Origin of the sequence: Salana multivorans (assembly GCF_003751805.1) — a bacterium.
GTDB lineage: Bacteria > Actinomycetota > Actinomycetes > Actinomycetales > Beutenbergiaceae > Salana > Salana multivorans.
This window is the reverse complement of sequence record NZ_RKHQ01000001.1, coordinates 99,096-123,169: the sequence shown is the minus strand read 5'-3', so window position 1 is coordinate 123,169 and position 24,074 is coordinate 99,096. Positions and strand designations below refer to the sequence as shown.

Genomic DNA, 24,074 nt, shown 5'->3' with positions numbered 1-24,074 from the left:
TTTGATCTTTTGTGGTCAAGTGTTTAAGAGCAGTCGGTGGATGCCTTGGCATCAGGAGCCGAAGAAGGACGTGGTAGCCTGCGATAAGCCTCGGGGAGTTGGCAAACAAGCTGTGATCCGAGGGTGTCCGAATGGGGAAACCCCGCACAAGTCATGTTGTGTGACCCGCACCTGAATATATAGGGTGTGTGGAGGGAACGCCGGGAAGTGAAACATCTCAGTACCGGCAGGAAGAGATATTCCGTGAGTAGTGGCGAGCGAAAGCGGATGAGGCTAAACCGTGCGCATGTTCAAGCCGGCAGGCGTTGTGTGTGCGGTGTTGTGGGACCTTCTGACAGTCGCTGCCGTGACTGTAGGGAGTGAGAAAATCGTGTCGTAGTCGAACGGTCTTGAATGGCCGACCGTAGAGGGTGGTAGTCCTGTAGACGAAACGGCATGGTCTCCTTGGAGTGTTCCCGAGTAGCACGGGGCCCGTGAAATCCCGTGTGAATCTGGCAAGACCACTTGCTAAGCCTAAATACTACCTGATGACCGATAGCGGACAAGTACCGTGAGGGAAAGGTGAAAAGTACCCCGGGAGGGGAGTGAAATAGTACCTGAAACCGGCTGCTTACAATCCGTCGGAGCCTCCTTAGCAGGGGTGACGGCGTGCCTTTTGAAGAATGAGCCTGCGAGTTAGTGGTACGTGGCGAGGTTAACCCGTGTGGGGAAGCCGTAGCGAAAGCGAGTCCGAATAGGGCGTTTCAGTCGCGTGCTCTAGACCCGAAGCGGAGTGATCTACCCATGGGCAGGTTGAAGCACTGGTAAGACAGTGTGGAGGACCGAACCCACCAGGGTTGAAAACCTGGGGGATGACCTGTGGGTAGGGGTGAAAGGCCAATCAAACTCCGTGATAGCTGGTTCTCCCCGAAATGCATATAGGTGCAGCGTTGCGTGTTCCTTGCCGGAGGTAGAGCTACTGGATGGCCGATGGGCCCTACCAGGTTACTGACGTCAGCCAAACTCCGAATGCCGGTAAGCCAAGCGCAGCAGTGAGACTGTGGGGGATAAGCTTCATAGTCGAGAGGGAAACAGCCCAGAACACCAGCTAAGGCCCCTAAGCGTGTGCTAAGTGGGAAAGGATGTGGAGTTGCCCAGACAACCAGGAGGTTGGCTTAGAAGCAGCCACCCTTGAAAGAGTGCGTAATAGCTCACTGGTCAAGTGATTCCGCGCCGATAATGTAGCGGGGCTCAAGCACACCGCCGAAGCTGTGTCATGCGAACTTTGCTAAGCCTTCGTGGTTCAGGCGTTCGCATGGGTAGGGGAGCGTCGTGTGGGCAGTGAAGCCGCGGAGTGATCCAGTGGTGGAGCCTACACGAGTGAGAATGCAGGCATGAGTAGCGAAAGACGGGTGAGAAACCCGTCCGCCGAATGACCAAGGGTTCCAGGGCCAGGTTAATCCGCCCTGGGTAAGTCGGGACCTAAGGCGAGGCCGACAGGCGTAGTCGATGGACAACGGGTTGATATTCCCGTACCGGCGAAGGACCGCCCATACCGAGCTCAGGTGTACTAACCACCCAAACCGTGCCCATAGGGTTCCTTCGGGAGCCCACCGGGCACGGGGCGCGTGGGACCTCGCCTGGTAGTAGGTAAGCGTATTAACAGGGGTGACGCATGAAGGTAGCCAGTTGGAGCGATGGTTGTCTCCTTCCAAGCCCGTAGGAGGTTTCCCAGGCAAATCCGGGAAACATGTACTCCGAGAGGTGATGGTGACCACGTATGTGGGAATATGGTGATCCTATGGTGCCAAGAAAAACCTCGACGCGAGGGACTAGCCGCCCGTACCCTAAACCGACTCAGGTGGTCAGGTAGAGAATACTAAGGCGATCGAGTGAATCGTGGTTAAGGAACTCGGCAAAATGCCCCCGTAACTTCGGGAGAAGGGGGGCCCGGACCGTGACACCCACTTGCTGGGTAGAGCGGGCAAGGGCCGCAGAGACCAGGGAGAAGCGACTGTTTACTAAAAACACAGGTCCGTGCGAAGTCGCAAGACGATGTATACGGACTGACGCCTGCCCGGTGCTGGAAGGTTAAGAGGACCGGTTAGAGCCTTCGGGTTCGAAGCTGAGAATTTAAGCCCCAGTAAACGGCGGTGGTAACTATAACCATCCTAAGGTAGCGAAATTCCTTGTCGGGTAAGTTCCGACCTGCACGAATGGCGTAACGACTTCTCCGCTGTCTCAACCGCGAACTCGGCGAAATTGCACTACGAGTAAAGATGCTCGTTACGCGCAGCAGGACGGAAAGACCCCGGGACCTTTACTATAGCTTGGTATTGGTGTTCGGAGCGGCTTGTGTAGGATAGGTGGGAGACTGTGAAGCAGCCACGCCAGTGGTTGTGGAGTCGTCCTTGAAATACCACTCTGGTCGCTTTGGACATCTAACTTCGGACCGTAATCCGGTTCAGGGACAGTGCCTGGTGGGTAGTTTAACTGGGGCGGTTGCCTCCCAAAATGTAACGGAGGCGCCCAAAGGTTCCCTCAGCCTGGTTGGCAATCAGGTGTTGAGTGTAAGTGCACAAGGGAGCTTGACTGTGAGACCGACAGGTCGAACAGGGACGAAAGTCGGGACTAGTGATCCGGCGGTGGCTTGTGGAAGCGCCGTCGCTCATCGGATAAAAGGTACCCCGGGGATAACAGGCTGATCTTGCCCAAGAGTCCATATCGACGGCATGGTTTGGCACCTCGATGTCGGCTCGTCGCATCCTGGGGCTGGAGTCGGTCCCAAGGGTTGGGCTGTTCGCCCATTAAAGCGGCACGCGAGCTGGGTTTAGAACGTCGTGAGACAGTTCGGTCCCTATCCGCTGCGCGCGCAGGAAACTTGAGAAGTGCTGTCCTTAGTACGAGAGGACCGGGACGGACTAACCTCTGGTGTGCCAGTTGTTCCGCCAGGAGCACTGCTGGTTAGCTACGTTGGGAAGGGATAACCGCTGAAAGCATCTAAGCGGGAAGCCTACTTCAAGATGAGGTTTCCATCACCCCTTTGAGGGTGGAGAGGCCCCCAGTAGACCACTGGGTTGATAGGCCGGAAGTGGAAGCAGGGACTAAAGACCTGTGGAGCTGACCGGTACTAATAGGCCGACCACTTACCCACAACCAAAGATCAAGAGTTGTGCTACGCGTCCACTGTGCGGTTCCCGAACCACCAACCCACCCCCACATCGGGGTGCACGGGTTGAGAAGTTCATACAGTCGTGGCGGCGGCCACAGCGAGGCGGGAAACGCCCGGTCCCATTCCGAACCCGGAAGCTAAGCCCCTCAGCGCCGATGGTACTGCACCCGCCAGGGTGTGGGAGAGTAGGACACCGCCGCCACCCCAACCACGAAGAGCCCCGGAGAGGGATGACCAACGGTCATTCTCCTCCGGGGCTCTTCGCTATTCCCAGGCGGGTCGGGAGCCTGGGGCTGACCCCGCACGACGTGCTCTGCGAACGGCGATGAGGCCTGGACATGACGGCGGACGCGACGCCGGGAGAGCTGACCGTAGAGGGGTCGCCGGGGCGGTGCTTCTCGTCAGTGACGGCCCGGAGGTCGTCGGCACGCATCTCGTCAGCGGGCATGTCGTCAGCGAGGCAGGTCGCCGGCAGGCATCCGGAGGGCCGGGCTCGTCCGCGAGACCGGCCGGCCTCTCCGACCCGGCCCGCCGTCCGTCGGCTCGTGGTCCCTCGGCCCGAGCGTGCGGCGGTCGGGCGCACAGCGACTCGGCCGTCAGGACGCGTCGATCGAGGCGAGCTTCTCCGGGTTGCGGACGAAGTACAGCGCGTGAACGCCCTCGTCGGTGGTGTGCAGCGTGATCGTCGTCGTGAGAGTCCCGAGCTCCTGCACCAGGACGCCGGCGCCGCCGTTGACGAGCGCCGGCGTGATGCGCAGTCCTGCGTTCCGGGCCAGCCCGAGCAGCGTTCGGGCGATCTTCTCGGCGCCCAGGATGGGGCGCAGCGCGGCGGTCCTGCGTCCGCCGCCGTCGGAGTAGAGCGTCGCGTCGGGGGAGAGGAGGGCGACGATCGCCTCGACGTCGCCCTCCGCGACCGCGGCCCCCAGCCGCTCGAGCGCTCGGGCGTCCCGCTCGAGCTGGCCACCCCCGAGCGCGCCCAGGTCGGCGGCGATCGCGCGCTGGGCGCGCGAGACGAGCTGGCGCGCCGCCGCCGGCGAGGTCTCGAGCACCCCGGCGATCTCGTCGTACGCCACGTCGAGCACCTTGCGCAGGACGTAGGCGGTCGCCTGCTCCGGCGTGAGCGTGGTGAGGACGAAGTCCAGCGCCTGGCCGAGCCCGTCGCTGTGCAGCACGGCCCACTCGGGCGACCCGTCCTCGACCACGGGCTCCGGCAGCCACGGCCCCGGATAGCTCTCCCGCCGTCGCCGCTGCGTGCGGACGGCGTTGAGCGCCAGCCGCGATGCCATGACGCCGAGGAACGCCCCGGGTTCCCGCACCGATGCGCCGTCGACGCGGGCCCACGCGAGCCACGCGTCCTGGACGACGTCCTCGGCGTCGTGCCGCGACCCCGTGATGTGGAAGGCGGCGGCCAGCATCCGCGGCCTGTGCTCGGCGAAGACGGCGGCGTGGTCCATCGCGGTCATCCTAGGCCGCGCCCGACCGGCTCCGCGGGGGCGCCGCCCACCGGTAGGACCCCGGTCGCCGCCCCTCCTGGGTCAGCCAGCGCAGCGTCATCCGGCACACGGCCTCCTTGACCATCCCACCGGCCCGACCCGTGACGGCGAGCTGGCGCTCCGTGTCGTCGGAGTGCACGAGCTGGATGTGGCCCCGTCCGTCGCCGAGGTCGACGCACTGGAGCACGTAGCCCAGGCCGAAGACGGGCACGGGCCGACCCTGCGCCCGGGCGAGGATCACGTCGGCCGCGTGCGCGCCCATCGGCAGGGCGGTGGCGCACGCCGGGCGGAGGTGCCCGTACCCCGGGGCGTCGATGCGGACCGCATCGCCCGCCCCGAGGATCCGCGGCCGGCCCGGCACGGTGAGCGAGGCGTCGACGAGCAGCCGGCCGAGCGCGTCCGTCGGCAGCCCGGAGTCGGCCGCCAGCGTCGGGTAGGCGAAGCCGGTGGCGTCGACGACGATGGCGTCCGGGTCGGCGGGTTCCACCCGATCCTCGCCCGAGCGGGCGGTGCGAGCCGTCGGGGCCGGGGCGTCTCCGCGGTCCGTCGGGGGAGTCGCCGCGCCGACGCGGTCGACGACAGGCCCCGGCCGCGCGCCGCCCCGGGACCGTTCCGCGTGGTCCGTCGACGCCGACTCCCCGCCGGCCGACCATCGCCGCACCTCGACGTCGACGCCGGCGCGCACGAGCGAGGCGAGCTGCGCCCGGGGTCCCCGTCGCACCGGCTCGCTCGCCGTGACGAGCCGGACGCGCCGGCCGGAGGCGCGCAGCGTGCCCGCCAGCTCCACGCCCGTGAGGCCGGCACCGACCACGGTGACCGGCGCCTCCGGGCGGTGCGCCAACGACGCGCGCAGCGCCAGCGCGCTCGCCTCGTCGCTCACCGAGTGAACGGTCGTCCCGGTGCCGGGCCTCCCGGCGTCGGCCGCGGCCCCGCTCGTCCCGGCACCGGGCCCACCGGTCGTGTCCCGTTCGGCCTCGTCCCCACCGGTCCCGTCCGGCGCGTCCGGTCCGACCCCGTGTTCTCCGGTCGCGTCCCAGTCGTCGTCACCCCCTGTCGCCGCACCCCGCCGTCCGCCGGAACCGACGGCGTAGATCGCCGTGTCGTAGGTCAGCGTGGCGCCGGAGGCGAGCTCGAGCACGTCCCCGATCCGCGCGACGGTGTCCGTGACGAGGGTGACGTCCGGGTGCAGGAGCTCGCTCAGCGCCACCCGCGCGGTCGGCCGGGTCCCGCCCGCCACGGCGTGCAGCCGGATCCGCTCGACGAACCAGGGCGCCGGGGTCACCACCGTCACGCCCTCCCCGCTCGCGGCGAGCCGGTTCGCCGCCATCACCCCGGCGTAGCCGGCACCGATCACCGTCGTCGTCATGCGTCCTCCATCCGTTCGTTGGCCCGTCCGCCCCGGTGCTCACCGCTCCGGGGCCGGGCCGCGGCGCGACGGCCCTCGTGGCTGGACCGTCACCAGAAGGACACCGCTCGCACCGTCGCTGTGACGCCCGTCCATCATTTGAGACCGTGATTCCACGGAATGGTACGTACGGGATGTCGTGCGCTACAGTCGACCCATGTTCACCGCGCTTCTCGTCGTCGTACCCCCCGTGGGCGACTGACGCGTACGCTGCGACTGCCTCGCCCCTGGAGCTGCCGATCGGCTCGAGGGGCTTTTGTGTGTCAGCACGCCGCATCGAGCGGCTGCCGATCCGATGAGTTCGAGAAGGAGTGAGGAGATGTCGACCACTGTGAACCGGTCGAGCACGGCCGCCGTCCGCGGCCCTGCCGCGCCGACCAGGTCGCCCATCCCGGCGCGTCCGCGTGCCCAGGCCTCGTCCGCCGTCGAGGGCGAGGGCGAGCGCATGACGGGAGCGAGCGCGATCGTACGGTCGCTCGAGGCCGCGGGCACGGACGTCGTCTTCGGCCTTCCCGGCGGTGCGATCCTCCCGACCTACGACCCGCTGCTCGACTCGACCAAGCTGCGGCACATCCTCGTCCGGCACGAGCAGGGCGCCGGCCACGCCGCGTCCGGCTACGCGCACGCGACGGGCCGCGTCGGCGTCTGCATCGCCACGTCGGGCCCGGGGGCGACCAACCTCGTGACGCCGCTCGCGGACGCGAACATGGACTCGGTCCCGATGGTCGCGATCACGGGTCAGGTCGGCGCGAGCCTCATCGGGACGGACGCCTTCCAGGAGGCCGACATCGTCGGGGTCACCATGCCGGTGACGAAGCACTCGTTCCTCGTGACGGACGCCGCCGAGATCCCGGCGCGCATCGCGGAGGCGTTCCACATCGCCGCCACGGGACGTCCGGGGCCCGTCCTCGTCGACATCGCGAAGTCGGCGCAGACGTCCGAGATGACGTTCCACTGGCCCGACGAGCTCGAGCTGCCCGGCTACCACCCGACCGTGAAGCCGCACCTCAAGCAGGTGCGCGAGGCCGCCCGGCTGCTGGCGACGGCGAAGCGCCCGGTGCTGTACGTCGGCGGTGGCGTCATCCGCGGCAACGCGAGCGAGGCCCTGCGCGCCCTCACGGACCTGTCCGGGGCCCCCGTCGTCACGACGCTCATGGCACGCGGTGCCCTGCCGGACACCCACCCGCAGCACCTCGGCATGCCCGGGATGCACGGGACGGTGCCCGCCGTCGCCGCGCTCCAGCGGGCCGACCTCATCGTCGCGCTCGGCACCCGGTTCGACGACCGCGTGACGGGTCTCCTGTCGAGCTTCGCGCCGCTCGCGACGGTGGTCCACGCGGACATCGACCCCGCCGAGATCTCGAAGAACCGGCGCGCCGACGTGCCGATCGTGGGGGAGATCAACGACGTCATCACCGAGATGACGCGCGAGCTGGTCAAGGAGCACGAGCAGCACGGCCTGCCCGACCTCGAGGGCTGGTGGGCGCAGCTCGGCAAGCTGCGCGAGACCTACCCGCGCGGCTGGCACGCGACGGAGGACGGGCTGCTCGCCCCGCAGCACGTGATCGAGCGGCTCGGGAAGATCACCGGCCCGGAGGCGGTCTACGTCGCCGGCGTCGGCCAGCACCAGATGTGGGCCGCGCAGTTCATCGACTACGAGCGCCCCCGCTCGTGGCTCAACTCCGGCGGCCTCGGCACGATGGGCTACGCCGTCCCCGCCGCGATGGGCGCGAAGGTCGGCCAGCCCGACCGGACCGTGTGGGCGATCGACGGCGACGGCTGCTTCCAGATGACGAACCAGGAGCTGGCCACCTGCGCCATCGAGGGCATCCCGATCAAGGTCGCCCTCATCAACAACTCCTCGCTCGGCATGGTCCGGCAGTGGCAGACGCTGTTCTACGACGGCCGCTACTCCCACACGGAGCTCTCCACCGGGCACGGCAGCCGGCGGATCCCCGACTTCGTCAAGCTCGCCGAGGCCTACGGCTGCGTCGGGCTGCGGTGCGAGTCGGAGAAGGACGTCGACGCGACCATCAAGCGGGCGAACGAGATCGACGACGTGCCCGTGGTCGTCGACTTCACCGTGAGCCGCGACGCCATGGTGTGGCCGATGGTGGCCTCCGGCGTCTCCAACGACGCCATCCAGTACGCCCGGGGGATCACCCCGGACTTCGAGCGGGAGGACTGACCATGAGCCGTCACACCCTGTCGGTACTCGTCGAGAACAAGCCCGGTGTCCTCACCCGGGTCGCGGCGCTGTTCGCGCGCCGCGCGTTCAACATCCACTCCCTGGCGGTCGGCCCGACGGAGCACGACGACGTGTCGCGCATCACCGTCGTCGTCGACGTCGAGGAGCTGCCGCTCGAGCAGGTGACGAAGCAGCTGAACAAGCTCGTCAACGTCATCAAGATCGTCGAGCTCGAGGACCGCGCGTCGGTCCAGCGCGAGCTCCTGCTCGTCAAGGTCAAGGCCGACGACGCCTCGCGGACCGCGGTCCTCCAGGTCGTCGAGCTGTTCCGGGCGCACGTCGTCGACGTCGCCCCGGAGGCCGTGACGATCGAGGCGACGGGCGGCCCGGACAAGCTGGGCGCGCTGCTCACCGCCCTCGAGCCCTACGGGGTCCGGGAGATGGTGAAGTCCGGTACCGTCGCCATCGGCCGCGGTGCCCGCTCCATGAGCGACCGCGCCCTCGAGCGCCTGTCGCGCTCCGCCTGAACTCTGCTTCCATCCCACCACTACAAGGAGATACTCATCGTGGCTGAGCTGTTCTACGACGACGACGCCGACCTGTCCGTCATCCAGGGGAAGAAGGTCGCGATCGTCGGCTACGGCTCCCAGGGGCACGCGCACGCGCAGAACCTGCGGGACTCCGGCGTCGAGGTCGTCATCGCCCTCAAGGAGGGCTCGAAGTCCAAGGCGAAGGCCGAGGAGGAGGGCTTCACCGTGATGTCGGTCGCCGACGCCACGGCGTGGGCCGACCTCATCATGATCCTGGCGCCCGACCAGCACCAGCGCTCGATCTACAGCGAGCAGATCAAGCCGAACCTCGCCGCGGGCAAGACCCTCGCGTTCGCGCACGGCTTCAACATCCGGTTCGGCTACATCGAGGCGCCCGACGGCGTCGACGTCATCCTCGTCGCGCCCAAGGCCCCGGGCCACACGGTGCGTCGCGAGTACGTCGCCGGCCGCGGCATCCCGGACATCATCGCGGTCGAGGTCGACGCCTCGGGCACGGCGTGGGAGACGGCCCTGTCCTACGCGAAGGCGATCGGCGGCACGCGCGCCGGCGTCATCCGGACGACGTTCACGGAGGAGACCGAGACCGACCTGTTCGGTGAGCAGGCCGTCCTCTGCGGCGGCGTGTCGCACCTCGTCCAGTACGGGTTCGAGACGCTGGTCGAGGCCGGCTACCAGCCGGAGATCGCCTACTTCGAGGTGCTGCACGAGCTCAAGCTCATCGTCGACCTCATGTGGGAGGGCGGCATCGCCAAGCAGCGCTGGTCCATCTCGGACACGGCGGAGTACGGCGACTACGTCTCCGGCCCGCGCGTCATCGACCCGAGCGTCAAGGCCAACATGGCCGCGGTCCTCGCCGACATCCAGTCGGGCGCGTTCGCCTCGCGGTTCATCGCCGACCAGGACGCCGGCGCGCCGGAGTTCCTCGAGCTGCGCGCCAAGGAGGCCCAGCACCCGATCGAGACGACGGGCAAGCAGCTGCGGTCGCTGTTCGCGTGGAAGCAGCAGGACGCCGACTACACCGAGGGCAGCGCCGCGCGCTGACCCGTCACCGAACGCGGGGTCGCGGCACCTGACCGGGTGCCGGGCCCCGCGTTCGTCGTCTGCGGCTGCGTGTCGGTCGGGCCTGGTTCAATGGGCGAATGACGAACGACGAGGAGAACCGCGCGCCGGAGGCCTTCGACCTCGCCGCGCGTGACGCGGACGACGCACTCGTGCGCTACTGGGAGTCGGTGCGCGCCAAGGTCAAGGTGAGTCGGGCCCACGTCGTGACGGGTCCGGGCGTCCAGGGGACCGTCCCGCCGCCCGCCTTCTCCTTCGGCGACTCCCCGGAGCTCGCGGACGAGCTCCTCGGGCTGGTGCTCACGGGCCGCAAGACGGCGACGTCGACGGCGATGGCCGAGCTCTCGGACGACGAGCCGGCGCCGCGCGTCGGCGACCTGTGGATCGTGCTCGACGGGCGGGAGCGCCCGCGGGCGCTCATCCGCACGACGAGCGTCACCCAGGTCGCGTTCCGCGACGTGACGCCGGCCTTCGCGGCGGCCGAGGGCGAGGGCGACGGATCGCTCGAGCACTGGCGCCGCGAGCACGAGCGCTCCTGGCGCCGCGTCCTCGGCGACGACGCGTTCGGCCCGGACATGCTCGTGCTGTGCGAGACGTTCGAGCTCGTCGACCCCTCGCCCGCCCCGACCGCGACCCCGACGCCCGCGCCGGGGGACGGGGCGTGACGACCCCCGCCGACGCCACCTGGTGGACCGACCAGGCGCAGGATCCGAGCGCCCCCGAGGTCGTCGCCCGCACCACCCAGCTCGAGACCGTCGTCGCCCGGATCGGCCGCGTCCTGCGCTGGCTCGTCCTGCCGGCGTGGGCCCTCGCCATCGCGACAGCTCTCCCGGCCCTCGTCCTGATCGGGCTCGGGCTCACCGTCCCGGGCTGGTGGAAGCTCGTCCCGGTCGTCGTCGGCGCCGTCGGCGTCTGGGTCGCCGTCGCCTTCCTGCGCGCGGCCGTCGCGACGACGCGCGCGGCGAGCGACCCCAAGGCCGTCGGGCGCGACGCCCTCGCCTTCTCCCGGCACGTCGTCGGGACGGTCGGCATCCTCGGCGAGCTCGACGCCGTGGTGCGGGGGAGCAGGATCGGGCTGCTGCGGCGGCTGGTCGCGCTGTGGAAGGTCGTGAAGCTCCCGCACGAGGTGCTCGAGTTCCTCGACGACCTGCCGGCGCTGTCCTGGCTGGTCCCGCCGAAGGTCACCGAGACCTGGACGCGCCTCCTGACCTGTCTGTGGTGGGCCGTCGGCGGCTGGTTCGGTCTCGTCGTGCTCATCGGCCTCAAGATCTCGCCCGTCGCCTGAACCGTCGGACGGCTGTCCCCGACTCGCCCCTGACCACACTCCGAGACGGCGAGTCCGCAACGTGGGACGCGGAGTAGCATCCCGGCCATGACGCGCACGCTTGATCTCGCAGTGATCGCCGGGGACGGAATCGGCCCCGAGGTGGTGGCGGAGGGCCTCAAGGTCCTCGACGCCGTGCTGGAGGGCTCCGGCATCGGGGTCCACACCACCGAGTACGCCCTCGGTGCCGAGCGCTGGCACGCCACCGGCGAGACGCTCACCGACGCCGACCTCGAGGGCCTCGCCCAGCACGAGGCGATCCTGCTCGGTGCCATCGGGGACCCGCGCGTGCCGAGCGGCGTGCTCGAGCGCGGTCTCCTGCTCAAGCTCCGCTTCGCCTTCGACCACTACGTGAACCTGCGTCCCTCGCGCCTCTACCCGGGCGTCCCGACGCCGCTGGGCAACCCGGGCGAGGTCGACTTCGTCGTCGTGCGCGAGGGGACCGAGGGTCCCTACGTCGGCAACGGCGGCGCGATCCGCGTCGGCACGCCGCACGAGGTCGCGAACGAGGTCAGCGTCAACACCGCCTATGGCGTGGAGCGCGTGGTGCGCGACGCCTTCGAGCGCGCCCAGGCGCGCCCGCGCAAGAAGCTCACCCTCGTCCACAAGCACAACGTGCTCGTCCACGCCGGCCACCTGTGGCGCCGCACGGTCGAGCAGGTCGCGGCGGAGTTCCCCGACGTCACCGTCGACTACGCCCACGTCGACGCCGCGACGATCTACCTCGTGACCGACCCGGCCCGGTTCGACGTCATCGTGACGGACAACCTGTTCGGTGACATCCTCACCGACCTCGCCGCGGCCATCACGGGCGGCATCGGCCTGGCCGCGTCCGGCAACATCAACCCGACGGGCGAGTTCCCGTCGATGTTCGAGCCCGTCCACGGCTCGGCCCCCGACATCGCGGGCCAGGGCAAGGCGGACCCGACGGCGACGATCCTCTCCGTCGCGCTGCTCCTGCGCCACCTCGGCCTCGACGAGCAGGCCGCCGGCATCGAGGCTGCCGTCGAGCAGGACATCGCCGACCGGGCGGGGAACCCCGCCCCGCGCAGCACGACCGAGGTCGGTGACTCGATCGTCGCGCGAGTACGCGGCTGACATCGAGCTCTCCCGTCCTCCGTCGGTGACCAGGGTCGCCGGAGGAGCCGTAGCGGCACGCGTCGTCGTGCGCTCTCCCGCCCGTCAGAGGGCGTAGGTTCTACCCAACGCGAACCACGGAGGTTTCTGCTGTGTCCGAGTCCACCCTGACGTCTCCCGCGACCGTGTCGTCGTTCGAGGTGCGTCCCTCCTCCAGCCCGCGCACGGTCACCGAGCGCGCCGCCGTCCTCGCCGACCTCCGGTTCGGCACCGCCTTCACCGACCACATGGCCCGCGCCGTCTGGACCGTCGACGAGGGCTGGCACGACCGCCGCGTCGAGGCCTACGGGCCGCTCCAGATGGACCCCGCAGCCGCCGTCCTGCACTACGCGCAGGAGGTCTTCGAGGGCCTCAAGGCGTACGCCCACCCGGACGGCTCCGTCTGGTCCTTCCGCCCGGAGGCCAACGCCGCGCGGTTCGCCCGCAGCGCCGAGCGTCTCGCGCTGCCCGTCCTGCCCGAGCAGGACTTCCTCGACTCGCTGCGCACGCTCGTCCACACGGACGTCGAGTGGGTGCCGACGACGCCGGGCTCCTCGCTCTACCTGCGTCCGTTCATGTTCGCGTCCGAGGCGTTCCTCGGCGTGCGTGCGGCGAACCGGGTGGACTACCTCGTCATCGCCTCGCCCGTCGGGCCCTACTTCGCGAAGGGCCTCAAGCCCGTCGCGATCTGGGTGAGCCGCGACTACAAGCGCGCGGCCCCCGGCGGCACGGGCGCGGCCAAGTGCGGCGGCAACTACGCCGCGAGCCTGCGGCCGCAGGCCGAGGCCGCCGCCAAGGGCTTCGACCAGATCCTGTTCACCGACGCGAGCGACACCTACGTCGAGGAGCTCGGCGGCATGAACGTCGTGGTCGTCGGGAAGGACGGCGTCGCGTCGACCCCGCGCCTGTCCGGCTCGATCCTCGAGGGCGTCACGCGCTCCTCGATCCTCACGCTGCTGACCGAGCGCGGCCTCGAGGTGCGCGAGCGGGACATCCCGGTCGCCGAGCTCATCGACGGCGTCCGCTCGGGGGAGGTGGCCGAGGTGTTCGCGTGCGGGACGGCCGCCGTCGTCTCCCCGATCGGACGGCTGGCCGGCGAGGGCTTCGACCTCGAGGTCGGGGGCGGCGAGGCCGGTCCCGTGACCGAGTGGGTCCACCGCACGCTCACGGACATCCAGTACGGGCGCGCCGAGGACTCCCACGGCTGGCTGACCCGCCTCGTCTGATCGACGCGGTGTCCGGCGGCCGGCACCGGCCAGCGGCGCCGGGCGGACACGTGGACACGTCCGACGCATCGGACGCATCCACGCGGTGACACCAACGGAGGAGGTTGCGTGAGACTGCTCGTCCTCGGCGGGACCGGCTACCTGTCCGCGCTCGTCGCGCGGGAGGCGCTCGCGCGCGGCCACTCGGTCGCGTGCGTGACGCGCGGCCGGGGCGGTCGCCTGCCGGACGGCGTCGACGCGCTCGTCTGGGACCGGCTCGTCCCGGCTCCCGACGACGTGCGGGCCGCGCTCGCCGACCTCGCGCCGGAGATCGTCATCGACGTCGTCACGACGCCGCTGGCCGTCCGGAACGCGCTCGACGCGCTCGCGTCGAGCGCCCCCGGCGCGCACTGGACCTACGTCTCCTCCGTGAGCGTCTACGCCGACCACTCCGCGCCGACCGGCACGGCCACCCCGCGTCACGCGCCGCTGCCCGACGCTCTCGCGCCGCCGGCCACCGCGGCCGAGTACGGCGGGATGAAGGCGGCGTCCGAGGACGCCGTGCGGGAGCGCCCCGGCGCCGAGCCGGCCGGCACCCTCGTCGTGCGGCCGGGTCTGCTCGGCGGACCCGGCGACGAGACGGGGCGCCTGGCGTACTGGCCGGCCCACGCCCTCGCCGCGGCCACCGACGGCGACCCGCGCCTGCTCGTCCCCGGCGATCCCGAGGCCCGCGCGCAGGTCCTGGACGCCCGCGACCTGGCGACCTTCCTCGTCGACTCGGCCGAGGCGCGGCGCACGGGCACGCTCGACGCGGTCGGCACGCCGACCGCGTGGGCGGACGTCGTCGCCGCCCTCGAGCACGCCGTCGGCACCCGCCTCGATGCTCGCCGGCGCAGCGACTCCGAGCTGCTCGCGGCCGACGTGCGGCCGTGGGCCGGCCCCCGGTCGCTCCCGATGTGGCTCGGCGGCGACGCGGACCTCGCCGGCATGCAGCGCTGGCCGGGTGAGGAGGCGATCGCCGCCGGGCTCGCGCCGCGCCCGCTCGCCGCGACGCTCGCCGACGTCGCCGCGTGGCTCCGGGCGGCTCCGGGAGCCGCCGTGACCGGCCTGACGCGCGCCGAGGAGCTCGCGGTGCTCGACGCCGGCACCGGCTGAGGAGACACGGCGTCGCGAACCGGGCGGGGCGGGGGCGTGACCTGTGGCACACTGGATGCGTGGCACACAAGGCCCTTCTCATTACCTAGCGCGTCCGGCCCACCCGGACGCGCCGCCTCCCCTACCCGGGAGGCTTTTGTGTGTCCGGACGACCCCGCTGGACGCACGAGTCGGCACAGCGGACGGGCGATGAGCTCACGGACGGGCCACCGGCACCACCCCAGCCGGTCGATCCGTGAGCATGCAAGCAGAGAGCAGGACTACACGATGACGACGCCCCGCGCGCTCGACGGCGTGACCGTCGAGATCTACGACACCACCCTGCGCGACGGCGCCCAGCAGGAGGGCATGAACCTCACGGTCGCGGACAAGCTGATCATCGCGCCGCTGCTGGACGAGCTCGGCGTCGGCGTCATCGAGGGCGGCTGGCCGGGCGCGATCCCGAAGGACACCGAGTTCTTCGGCCTCGTCGACAAGGAGATCGAGTTCGAGCACGCGACGTTCGCGGCGTTCGGCTCGACCCGCAAGCCCGGGGCCCGCGCGCACGACGACGTGCAGGTCCGCGCGCTGCTGGACTCCGCCGCCGACGTCGTGACGCTGGTGGCCAAGAGCGACATCCGGCACGTCGAGCGCGCCCTGCGCACGACCGGCGAGGAGAACCTCGCGATGATCGCGGACACCGTCGCGTATCTCGTGGGGGAGGGGCGACGCGTCATCGTCGACGCCGAGCACTTCTTCGACGGCTACCGGTTCGACCCCGCCTACGCGCTGAGCGCCCTGGAGACGGCGTTCGCGGCCGGGGCCAGCGACGTGGTGCTGTGCGACACCAACGGCGGGATGCTGCCCGACTGGGTGCACGAGATCGTCTCTGCGGTCCGGCTGCGCAGCGACGGTGCGCTCGGCATCCACGCGCACAACGACTCCGGCTGCGCCGTCGCGAACTCGATCGCGGCCGTTCTCGCGGGTGCCCGGCAGGTGCAGGGCTGCATCAACGGCTACGGCGAGCGGACGGGCAACGCCGACCTGCTCACCATCGTCGCGAACCTCGAGCTCAAGCTCGGGGCGACCTGCCTGCCCGAGGGCCGGCTCGCCGAGGCGACCCGGATCGCGCACGCGGTCAGCGAGGTCACGAACATCCCGCCGTACGGACGCCAGCCCTACATCGGCGCGAGCGCGTTCGCGCACAAGGCCGGTCTGCACGCGAGCGCGATCCGCGTCGACCCCGACCTCTACCAGCACATCGACCCGACGCTCGTCGGCAACGACATGCGGATGCTCGTCTCGGAGATGGCCGGCCGGGCGTCCGTCGAGCTCAAGGGCCGCGAGCTGGGGATCGACCTCACGGGGCGCCCGGAGGTGCTCGGCCGCGTGGTCGACCGGGTGAAGAACGCCGAGGCCGCCGGCTACACCTACGACGCGGCCGATGCCTCGTTCGCCCTCATGCTCCGCGAGGAGCTCGACGGACAGCGACCGACCTACTTCCGCGTGCAGTCCTGGCGGGCCTCGGTCGCCTACTCCGAGAAGGTCGGGGGCGACGGGGAGAGCGAGGCGACCGTCAAGGTCCACGCCGGGGGCCAGCGGTTCGTCCGCACGGGCGAGGGGAACGGGCCGGTCAACGCGCTCGACCACGCCCTGCGCCTCGGGCTGTGCGAGGTCTACCCCGAGATCGAGGCGTTCGACCTCGTCGACTTCCGCGTCCGCCTGCTCGACACCTCGCACGGCACCGACGCCGTGACGCGGGTGCTCATCCAGACGACGGACGGCGAGCGCGTGTGGAGCACCGTCGGCGTCGGGCCGAACATCCTCGAGGCGTCCTACGAGGCGCTCGTCGACGCGCTCGTGTTCGGGCTCATGCAGGCGGGCATCGAGCCGCGCTGAGCGGCTCGACCGTGCCGGGCTCAGAGCTCGGCGCGCGGGACCTGGTCGACGACGAGACGGACCCGCTCGGCCTTGCGGGCGAGCTGCTTGCGCATCGCGGCGATGGTGGCGTCGACCTCGGCGTCCACGATCTCCTCCGCGATCGTGACCTGGAGGACGATCGGGTGGTCGTCCGGCGCGTCCGCCGGCGCGGGCGAGTCCGGGCCCACGGCCGCGGCCAGCGCGGTCTCGACGGCCGAGCGCAGGTCGGTCGCCGCCCCGGCGTCGCTCGCGTCCGCGAGCTCCAGCCGCGCGACGACGCCGCGCAGGTTCGGGTTCCAGGCCGGAGCACCGGGCGACGACGGGGACGTCGCCGGAGCGGGAGCCTGGGAGGGCTGGGGCGCTGGTGACGCCTCGACCGGCGCCGACGTCGGCGTCGTGGTCTGGGTCTGGGTCTGGGGCGCCGCGGGCTGCTCGACCGGCGCGGGTGCCGCCTCGACGGGGGCGGCGACGGTCGGCGCGGGGGCCTCGGCGGGGACAGCCGGCTCGCTCGGCGCGACGGGCTCGACGTCCGCGGGCTCGGGCTTCGCGGGCTCCGCGGGCTCCGGCGTCGTCGGTTCCGCCTGCCCGGGCAGGACGCCGCTCTCGACGGGGGCGACCTCGTCCGGCGCCTCGTCCTCGGACCGCTTCTTCCGCCACGGGAACCATGCCATGCGCCAAGCCTGACACAGCCGCGGGCACGTTCGGCGCACGGCGGACGTACCGCCGAGCGCGGCGTGTGGGGTTGGATGGACCCATGCACGGTGAGTACAAGGTTCCGGGCGGGAAGCTCGTCGTCGTCGACCTCGAGACCGACGGCGACGGCGAGGACGCGACGATCCGCGACGTCGTCATCTCCGGTGACTTCTTCCTCGAGCCGGACGAGGCGCTCGGTGACATCGTCGGCGCGATCACCGGCCTCCCGGCCGCCACGTCGGTCGAGGCGATGGCGCGCCTGGTCGCGCGCGCCGTCGGCGACGAGGCGGTCATGGTCGGGTTCACGCCCGAGGCCGTCGCGATCGCGGTGCGCCGCGCGCTGGGGCACGCGACGAGCTGGCAGGACCACACGTTCGAGGTCATCCGGGGCGGTGCCGAGGCGCCGTTCGTGCAGATGGCGCTGGACGAGGTGCTGGCCCAGGCGGTCGGCGCCGGGACGCGCGGGCCGACGCTGCGGTTCTGGGAGTGGGAGCGCAACGTCGTCGTCATCGGCTCGTTCCAGTCGATGCGCAACGAGATCGACCCCGAGGGTCGCGACCGGCAGGACGTGACGGTGACCCGTCGGGTCTCCGGCGGGGGCGCCATGTTCATCCAGCCCGGCAACACGATCACCTACTCCCTGTACGTGCCGGCGTCGCTGGTCGAGGGCCTCAGCTTCGAGCAGTCGTACGCGTTCCTCGACGACTGGGTGCTCGGCGCGCTGCGCGAGATCGGGATCGAGGCGACCTACGTCCCGCTCAACGACATCGCCTCGCCGGCCGGCAAGATCGCGGGTGCCGCGCAGAAGCGCTACGCGTCGGGCGCGGTGCTGCACCACGTCACGATGGCGTACGACATCGACGCCGACGCGATGCTCGACGTGCTCCGGATCGGCCGCGAGAAGCTGTCCGACAAGGGGACGAAGAGCGCGAACAAGCGAGTCGACCCGCTGCGCAGCCAGACCGGGATGAGCCGCGAGTCGATCATGGACTCGTTCGCCGCGTCCTTCTCGGCGCGGTACGCGACGGTGCCGGGGGAGATCACGGCGGCCGAGCGCGCCGAGGCCGAGCGGCTCGCGGCGGAGAAGTTCTCCACGCCCGAGTGGCTGAACCGCGTGCCGTGACGAAGGAGGAGACATGACCACCGACCACCTGTGGCTCTCGGGCAACGACGAGGCGGACGAGCTGCTGACGCGCGACGACTTCGCGCTGCTCGTCGGCATGCTGCTCGACCAGCAGGTCCCGATGGAGACGGCGTTCGCCGGCCCGTGGAAGATCGAGCAGCGCCTCGGCGCGTTCTCGCCGGCGGCGATCGCCACGGTCCCGGCGGAGGAGTTCGTCGAGCTGTGCCGCACGCCGCCGGCCGTCCACCGCTACCCGGGCTCGATGGCGGGCCGGATCCAGGACCTCGCGCGCGCCGTCGTCGAGCAGTACGGCGGCGAGACGTCGGGACTGTGGCGCGGGACGGACGGCACGACGGTCACGGGTGCCGAGCTGCTCGCGCGGCTCCGCGCCCTGCCGGGCTTCGGCGACCAGAAGGCCCGCATCATGCTCGCTCTCCTTGGCAAGCAGCGGGGCGTCGACGCGACCGGATGGCGCGAGGCGGCGGGCGACTACGGGCTGGACGGTTTCCGCTCCATCGCCGACGTGCGCGACGCCGAGAGCCTGCACCGCGTGCGCGAGACGAAGCAGGCGGCCAAGGCCACGGCGCGCGCGGCCAAGGGCTGAGCCCGGGTCGTCAGGGGGCGGGGCTCACCGTGATGGTGACGTCGGCCTCGAGCCAGGAGTACTCGGTGAGCAGCAGGAACGACGAGCCGGCCGGGAAGGTCGCGTCGACGTAGGGGTCCCACTCGCTTCCGCCGAGGTCGGACGCCTTCTGCGCGCCGCGGTCGCCGGACAGCGTCGGCACGCCGCGGGGGAAGAACGCGATCTGCGGGTCGTCCCAGTCGCCGTCGCCGCGCACGTCCACCACGAGGTCGGTCTCCGCGTCGAGCGTGAGACGCAGCACGACGTACTGGTCCTCAGGGATGGTGACCGTCACGGGGGCGTCGGGCGAGATGTCGACGGTCTCGACGGGGTAGAGGAGCACCTGCGCCGAGGTGGCCAGCGCGTCGTGCTCGGTCACCTCGAAGGCGTAGTCGCCGGTCTCGAGCTCGACGAACACCGCGGGGTCGGACCACTCGCCACCGATGACGTCGGCGAGGACGTTGCCGCGGTCGTCGCCGCGCCACAGCTCCTGGTCGCCCTGGAGCAGGCGACCGGCGATGTCGCCCTGCTCGCCGACGGCCTCGATGAGGTAGGACCCCGGCTCGCTCACGTGGATGGGCACGACACCGGTGCCCTGCGCCGGGACGTCGACCGTCACGGCCTGGCCGACCTCGACGGCGGAGGACGCCGTCACGGTCGACGACGGCGACGGGTCGACCAGCGGGGACGTCGTGTCCGGTCGCAGCGCCGTCACGACGCCCACGACGACGAGCACGAGCGCGACGGCGCCCGCGACGATCCACCAGCGCAGCGCCGAGCCCTGCCGGCGCGGGCGACCGGGACCGCCGCCGATCGGCGTCACGACCTCCGGCGTCCACGTCTCGACGAGCCGCGGCTCGCGCGCCGGCCCGATGTTCGCGTCGGCGAGGTAGGGGTAGTCCGCCTGGGCGGTCTCCGGCCCGTGGGAGAGCACGGCGACCGGGGTGAGCGGCTGGACGTAGTCCGTCCACTCCTCACCGTCCCAGAAGCGCACCTGCCGACCCCCGTCGGGGTCGGGGTGCCAGCCCGGTTCCTTCGTCAGCACGGGGGAAAGACTACGCTGTCGGGCTCGCCGGCCCCAGGCGCACCGGACGCACGACGAGCTCCCCGGCGGCGTCGGAGGCGTCGAGGTCGACCTCGAGGACCAGCCGCCAGTCCCGGTCGCCCTCGGGGTCGTCGAGGATCTGCGCGAGCCGCCAGGTCCGCCCCGTCTCGTCGAGGATCGTGAGCGACGGTGCCCGCGCGGCGCCGGAGACGCCGATGTCGTCGTACTCCTCCCAGTACGGGGCGAGCTCGTCCCGCCAGCGCTGCGCGTCCCAGCCGGCGGTCGCATCGAGCTCGCCGAGCGCGCCGTAGTCCTCGCGAGCGAGCAGCTCGACCCGGCGGAACGCCGCGCCGCGGGCGGCCACGCGCACGGCGCGCGTGTTGACGGAGAACGGGGGCGGGGTCTCGGCGTCGCCGAAGCGGCGCTCGGCGCGCTCGACCTCCTCGTCCGTGAGGCCGTCCGCCGCGTCGGAGGCGGCTCCGGCGAGCGCCTCCCACTCGTCGAGGAGCGAGGAGTCGACCTGCCGCACGACCTCGCCGAGCCACGTGAGCACGTCCTCGGCCTCGGGTGTGCGCAGCGCGTCGGGGAGGATCTGGCGCAGTGCGCGGTAGACGTCCGTCAGGTAGCGCAGGACCAGACCCTCGCTGCGCTGCACCGAGTAGCGCGAGACCAGCTCGGAGAAGGTCATGCCGGTCTCGACCATCTCGCGCACGATCGACTTCGGCTGGAGCTCGTGCTCGGCGGCCCACGGGTTCGCCCTGGCGTAGGCCGTCCAGCCCGCGCCCAGCAGCTCGGCGAGCGGCTGCGGGTAGGTCACGTCGTCGAGCAGCTCCATCCGCTCCTCGTACTCGAGGCCGTCGGCCTTCATCGCCCCGATCGCCTCGCCGCGGGCGGCGTGCTGCTGTGCCATGAGGACGGGACGCGGGCCGGGTGTGACGGCCTCGACGACGGAGAGCACGTCGAGCGCGCGGGTGAACGGGTCGGCCTCGGGGTCGAGCAGCTCGAACGCCGCGAGGGCGAAGGGGGCGAGCGGGGAGTTGAGCGCGAAGTCGTCCGGCATCTCGGCGACGAGGCGGACGGTCGGCTCGCCGGGCGCCGTGCGTGAGCGCTGGACGTGCTCGACGAGACCGGCCTGACGCAGGGAGCGGTAGATCGCGACGGCGCGGCGCAGGTGCGGGTTGGCCGGGTTCGGGTGCGGCCCGAGGGAGTCGTGGGTCGAGGTGAGCAGCCGGTACAGGCGGGTCACCGGGTCGCCGGGGCGTTCGAGCGCCGCGAGGACCATGGCGTGCGTGACGGTGAACCGGGAGGTGAGCTGCTCCGGGTCGGCGTCGCGCAGCCGCTCGAAGGTCTTGTCGGTCCAGTTCACCTGGCCCTCGGGCGCCTTCTTCCGGACGATCTTGCGGCGCTTGCGCTCGTCGTCGCCGGCCTTGGCGAGCGCCTTGGCGTTCTCGATGACGTGCTCGGGCGCCTGGACCACGACGTCGCCGACGGTGTCGAAGCCGGCCCGGCCCGCGCGGCCGGCGATCTGGTGGAACTCACGCGCCGTGAGGTGGCGCTGGCGCTCGCCGTCGAACTTGACGAGCGAGGTGAGCACGACCGTGCGGATCGGCATGTTGACACCGACGCCGAGCGTGTCGGTGCCACAGACGACGCGCAGGTGGCCGGCCTGGACCAGTCGCTCGACGAGCCGGCGGTAGCGGGGGAGCATCCCGGCGTGGTGGACGCCGATGCCGAGCCGGAGGAGGCGGGACAGCGTGCTGCCGAAGCCGCCGGCGAAGCGCTCGCCCGCCAGCGCCGCGGCGATGGCGGCGCGCTGCTCCCGGGTCGTGACCGGGATCGAGGTGAGCGCCTGCGCGCGCTCCAGGGCGGCCGCCTGGGTGAAGTGGACGAGGTAGACGGGGGCGCGGTGGGTCGTGAGCAGCTCCTCGACCAGCTCGGTCAGCGGCTCGAGGGAGTAGGTGAAGCTGAGCGGGACGGGCCGCTCGGTGTGCGTGATGACCTGGGCGGTGCGGCCGGTCCGGCGCTCCAGGTCGGCGACGATGCCCGTCATGTCGCCGAGCGTCGCGGACATGAGGACGAACTGGGCGCCCGGCAGGTCGAGCAGGGGGATCTGCCAGGCCGCGCCGCGCTGCGGGTCGGCGTAGAAGTGGAACTCGTCGGCGACGACGACCACGTCGGCGTCGTTCTCGCCGTCGCCGGCGTCGTGGCCCGACGGCGCGGCGCCGGACGCGAGCTGGCCGCGCAGCGTCTGGGCGGCGAGGATCTCGGCGGTGCAGCAGATGATCGGGGCGGTCGGGTTGATCGCGACGTCGCCCGTGATCATCCCGACGTTGGCCGCCCCGAACACGGCGGCGAGGTCGAAGAACTTCTCGCTGACCAGCGCCTTGACCGGTGCCGTGTAGAAGGTGCGCGCCCCGCGCGCCAGCGCCGCCGCGTGCGCCGCGACCGCGACGAGCGACTTCCCGCTGCCGGTCGGCGTCGCGAGGACGACGTGCTCGCCGCCGACGATGGCGAGGGCGGCCTCGGTCTGGTGGTCGTAGAGCGTGAGGCCGCGCTCGCTGGCGTACCCCTCGAAGGCCTCGAACGCCTCGTCCGGTGAGGTACCCGCGGCGAGAGCGAGCGGGTGGGCGGGGCTGAGCACGGTCACCCCTCGACCGTAGTTCACGTCGATGGAGCGGGAGGGGCTCGATGCCGGCGCGCGCCGGGCGGAGCGACGGTGCCGGGCACGGCACCGTCGCAGGGCGGTCACCTAGGACGCCGCGCCCTCCACGACGATGGTGAAGGTGGTCACTTCGCCGTCCGGGCTGGTGACCTCGGCGGCCGTCGTCCCCTCGGAGCGGCCCTCGAAGCCCGCGTTGAAGACCGCGCCGTCCTGCTGGGGGTGGGAGAAGACGGCGATCGAGTCGTCGTCGGTGCGGCCCGACCACGCCTCGTCGCCGGTGTCCTCGATCACCAGCGGCCTGGTGGTGGCGATCGTCACCGTGCTGCCGGCGAGGTCGTCGAGCGAGACCATCACGGGTGCCGGGAGCTGCTGGTCCCCGCCGTCGGTGCTTCGGGCGCAGCCGGCGGCGGTCGCGCCGCTGATCAGGACGAGTGCTGACAGGACTCCTGCCGTGTGGCGGCGTACCGCCGTGACGCGGCTGTGCGGACGTGTCTCCGACATCGTTGGCCTCTCGTCATGGGCCCGTCTCCGGAGAGGCGCGAGTCGTCGGGCGACCGACGCGAGCCTCGTCCAGAGGGCCGGTACGTCACTCGACTCTACTCGTCACGGTCGACCGACGGTCCGGGTGCGCGGACCGCGTGCGGCGCGACCCGCCCAACGGTCGGCGGTGCGTCGACCGAGATCGGCTCCGGATGCCGGTCGGCGATGTGCGATAGTCCAGGCTATGACGCGCCAGACCCGTCCCGATCACCGGATTCGCACGGATCGACTTGTCCTGCGGGCGTTCCGGCCGGACGACGGTGCCGGGCTGCTGGCGATGCTCGGCGACCCGGAGGTCGTCCGGTTCGAGCCGTACGGGCAGCAGACGGCAGCTGACTGCGACCGCATGGCGCTCGAGCGCGCGGCGGACGAGCGGTTCCTCGCGGTGACCGACGCCGACGGTGAGCTGGTCGGGAACCTCTGGGTGGCCCCGGAGGGGACGCCACGACTTCGGACGTGGCTCATCGGATACGTGTTCCGTCGCGACCGCTGGGGACGAGGGCTCGCCGGGGAGGCCGTCGAGGCGGTGCTGACCGATCTGTTCGTCCAGCGCCGGGCGCACCGCGTCGTGGCCCGCTGCAACCCGCTCAACGAGAGGTCGTGGCGGCTGCTCGAGCGCGTGCCGATGCGCCGCGAGGCGCACGTGAGGCAGGGGGCGAGCTTCAGTGACGATGAGGAGGGCGAGCCGATCTGGCACGACTCGTTCCACTACGCGATCCTGGCCGAGGAGTGGCGCGCGCTGAGGCTCCCCGAGGTGCGTCCAGTCGGCTGACGGCTGTCCGGCGTGCCGGGCCCGTCCGGCGAAAGCGGCCTGCCCGGCCCGGGCCACCCCCGTGCTGACCA

Annotated in this window: 18 protein-coding genes and 2 rRNA genes; 14 read left to right on the top strand and 6 right to left on the bottom strand. The window is 71.0% G+C overall.

Features of this window, described 5'->3' with window-relative positions; all coding sequences use genetic code 11:
* Positions 1–13: 13 nt before the first annotated feature.
* Together EDD28_RS00735 and rrf are read left to right on the top strand one after the other, a co-directional pair.
* Positions 14–3,133: ribosomal RNA gene (locus EDD28_RS00735) — 23S ribosomal RNA — on the top strand.
* A 102-nt stretch (positions 3,134–3,235) separates the two neighbouring features.
* Positions 3,236–3,353, top strand: a 5S ribosomal RNA gene (gene rrf / locus EDD28_RS00730).
* Between the two features lie 394 nt (positions 3,354–3,747).
* Here rrf and sigJ read toward each other — a convergent pair.
* Positions 3,748–4,605, bottom strand: coding sequence for an RNA polymerase sigma factor SigJ (sigJ, locus tag EDD28_RS00725; RefSeq protein WP_170169305.1), 858 nt, complete (start codon positions 4,603–4,605; stop codon positions 3,748–3,750).
* 10 nt (positions 4,606–4,615) lie between these two features.
* On the bottom strand, positions 4,616–6,010 hold the full coding sequence (locus EDD28_RS00720) for an FAD-dependent oxidoreductase (protein ID WP_123737885.1): 1,395 nt from the start codon (positions 6,008–6,010) through the stop codon (positions 4,616–4,618).
* A gap of 358 nt (positions 6,011–6,368) precedes the next feature.
* Here EDD28_RS00720 and EDD28_RS00715 point away from each other — a divergent pair, with 358 nt between their 5' ends.
* From EDD28_RS00715 to cimA, 9 genes are all read left to right on the top strand, one after another.
* Entirely contained in the window at positions 6,369–8,237 is a 1,869-nt protein-coding gene (locus EDD28_RS00715; RefSeq protein ID WP_170169304.1) for an acetolactate synthase large subunit, read from the top strand.
* A gap of 2 nt (positions 8,238–8,239) precedes the next feature.
* Positions 8,240–8,764: an acetolactate synthase small subunit gene (ilvN, locus tag EDD28_RS00710; protein ID WP_123737883.1), complete on the top strand. Its 525-nt coding sequence runs from the start codon at positions 8,240–8,242 to the stop codon at positions 8,762–8,764.
* 39 nt (positions 8,765–8,803) lie between these two features.
* Entirely contained in the window at positions 8,804–9,829 is a 1,026-nt protein-coding gene (gene ilvC, locus EDD28_RS00705; protein WP_123737882.1) for a ketol-acid reductoisomerase, read from the top strand.
* Between the two features lie 98 nt (positions 9,830–9,927).
* Complete coding sequence (locus EDD28_RS00700; protein WP_123737881.1) at positions 9,928–10,512, top strand: ASCH domain-containing protein; 585 nt, start codon at positions 9,928–9,930, stop codon at positions 10,510–10,512.
* The gene (locus EDD28_RS00695; RefSeq protein ID WP_123737880.1) at positions 10,509–11,132 is read left to right on the top strand and encodes a hypothetical protein; all 624 of its coding nucleotides are present in this window, start codon (positions 10,509–10,511) and stop codon (positions 11,130–11,132) included. Before EDD28_RS00700 ends, EDD28_RS00695 begins: the two co-directional genes overlap by 4 nt.
* An 87-nt stretch (positions 11,133–11,219) precedes the next feature.
* A complete protein-coding gene (locus EDD28_RS00690; protein WP_123737879.1) occupies positions 11,220–12,269 on the top strand; it encodes a 3-isopropylmalate dehydrogenase in 1,050 nt (349 codons plus the stop codon).
* A gap of 131 nt (positions 12,270–12,400) precedes the next feature.
* On the top strand, positions 12,401–13,513 hold the full coding sequence (locus EDD28_RS00685; protein ID WP_245967855.1) for a branched-chain amino acid aminotransferase: 1,113 nt from the start codon (positions 12,401–12,403) through the stop codon (positions 13,511–13,513).
* A gap of 108 nt (positions 13,514–13,621) precedes the next feature.
* Complete coding sequence (locus EDD28_RS00680; protein ID WP_123737878.1) at positions 13,622–14,647, top strand: NAD-dependent epimerase/dehydratase family protein; 1,026 nt, start codon at positions 13,622–13,624, stop codon at positions 14,645–14,647.
* Between the two features lie 267 nt (positions 14,648–14,914).
* A complete protein-coding gene (gene cimA, locus EDD28_RS00675; RefSeq protein WP_123737877.1) occupies positions 14,915–16,525 on the top strand; it encodes a citramalate synthase in 1,611 nt (536 codons plus the stop codon).
* 20 nt (positions 16,526–16,545) lie between these two features.
* Here cimA and EDD28_RS00670 read toward each other — a convergent pair whose 3' ends face one another.
* Positions 16,546–17,217 carry a hypothetical protein gene (locus tag EDD28_RS00670; protein WP_123737876.1) on the bottom strand — a complete coding sequence of 224 codons (672 nt, stop codon included), beginning with the start codon at positions 17,215–17,217 and terminating at the stop codon, positions 16,546–16,548.
* A gap of 83 nt (positions 17,218–17,300) precedes the next feature.
* On the opposite strand from EDD28_RS00670, the gene lplAB reads away from it, so the two are divergent.
* Entirely contained in the window at positions 17,301–18,362 is a 1,062-nt protein-coding gene (lplAB, locus tag EDD28_RS00665; protein ID WP_123737875.1) for a lipoate-protein ligase LplAB, read from the top strand.
* 13 nt (positions 18,363–18,375) lie between these two features.
* Complete coding sequence (locus EDD28_RS00660) at positions 18,376–18,966, top strand: HhH-GPD-type base excision DNA repair protein (protein ID WP_123737874.1); 591 nt, start codon at positions 18,376–18,378, stop codon at positions 18,964–18,966.
* Positions 18,967–18,976: 10 nt separating this feature from the next.
* On the opposite strand, the gene EDD28_RS00655 is transcribed toward EDD28_RS00660, so the two are convergent.
* The 3 genes from EDD28_RS00655 to EDD28_RS17110 form a co-directional block, all read right to left on the bottom strand.
* On the bottom strand, positions 18,977–20,029 hold the full coding sequence (locus tag EDD28_RS00655) for a DUF2510 domain-containing protein (protein WP_123737873.1): 1,053 nt from the start codon (positions 20,027–20,029) through the stop codon (positions 18,977–18,979).
* A gap of 10 nt (positions 20,030–20,039) precedes the next feature.
* Entirely contained in the window at positions 20,040–22,676 is a 2,637-nt protein-coding gene (locus EDD28_RS00650; protein ID WP_425469956.1) for a DEAD/DEAH box helicase, read from the bottom strand.
* A 102-nt stretch (positions 22,677–22,778) separates the two neighbouring features.
* On the bottom strand, positions 22,779–23,192 hold the full coding sequence (locus EDD28_RS17110; protein ID WP_148059501.1) for a hypothetical protein: 414 nt from the start codon (positions 23,190–23,192) through the stop codon (positions 22,779–22,781).
* Positions 23,193–23,415: 223 nt separating this feature from the next.
* On the opposite strand from EDD28_RS17110, the gene EDD28_RS00640 reads away from it, so the two are divergent.
* The gene (locus tag EDD28_RS00640) at positions 23,416–24,003 is read left to right on the top strand and encodes a GNAT family N-acetyltransferase (protein WP_123737870.1); all 588 of its coding nucleotides are present in this window, start codon (positions 23,416–23,418) and stop codon (positions 24,001–24,003) included.
* The last annotated feature ends 71 nt before the right edge of the window (positions 24,004–24,074 follow it).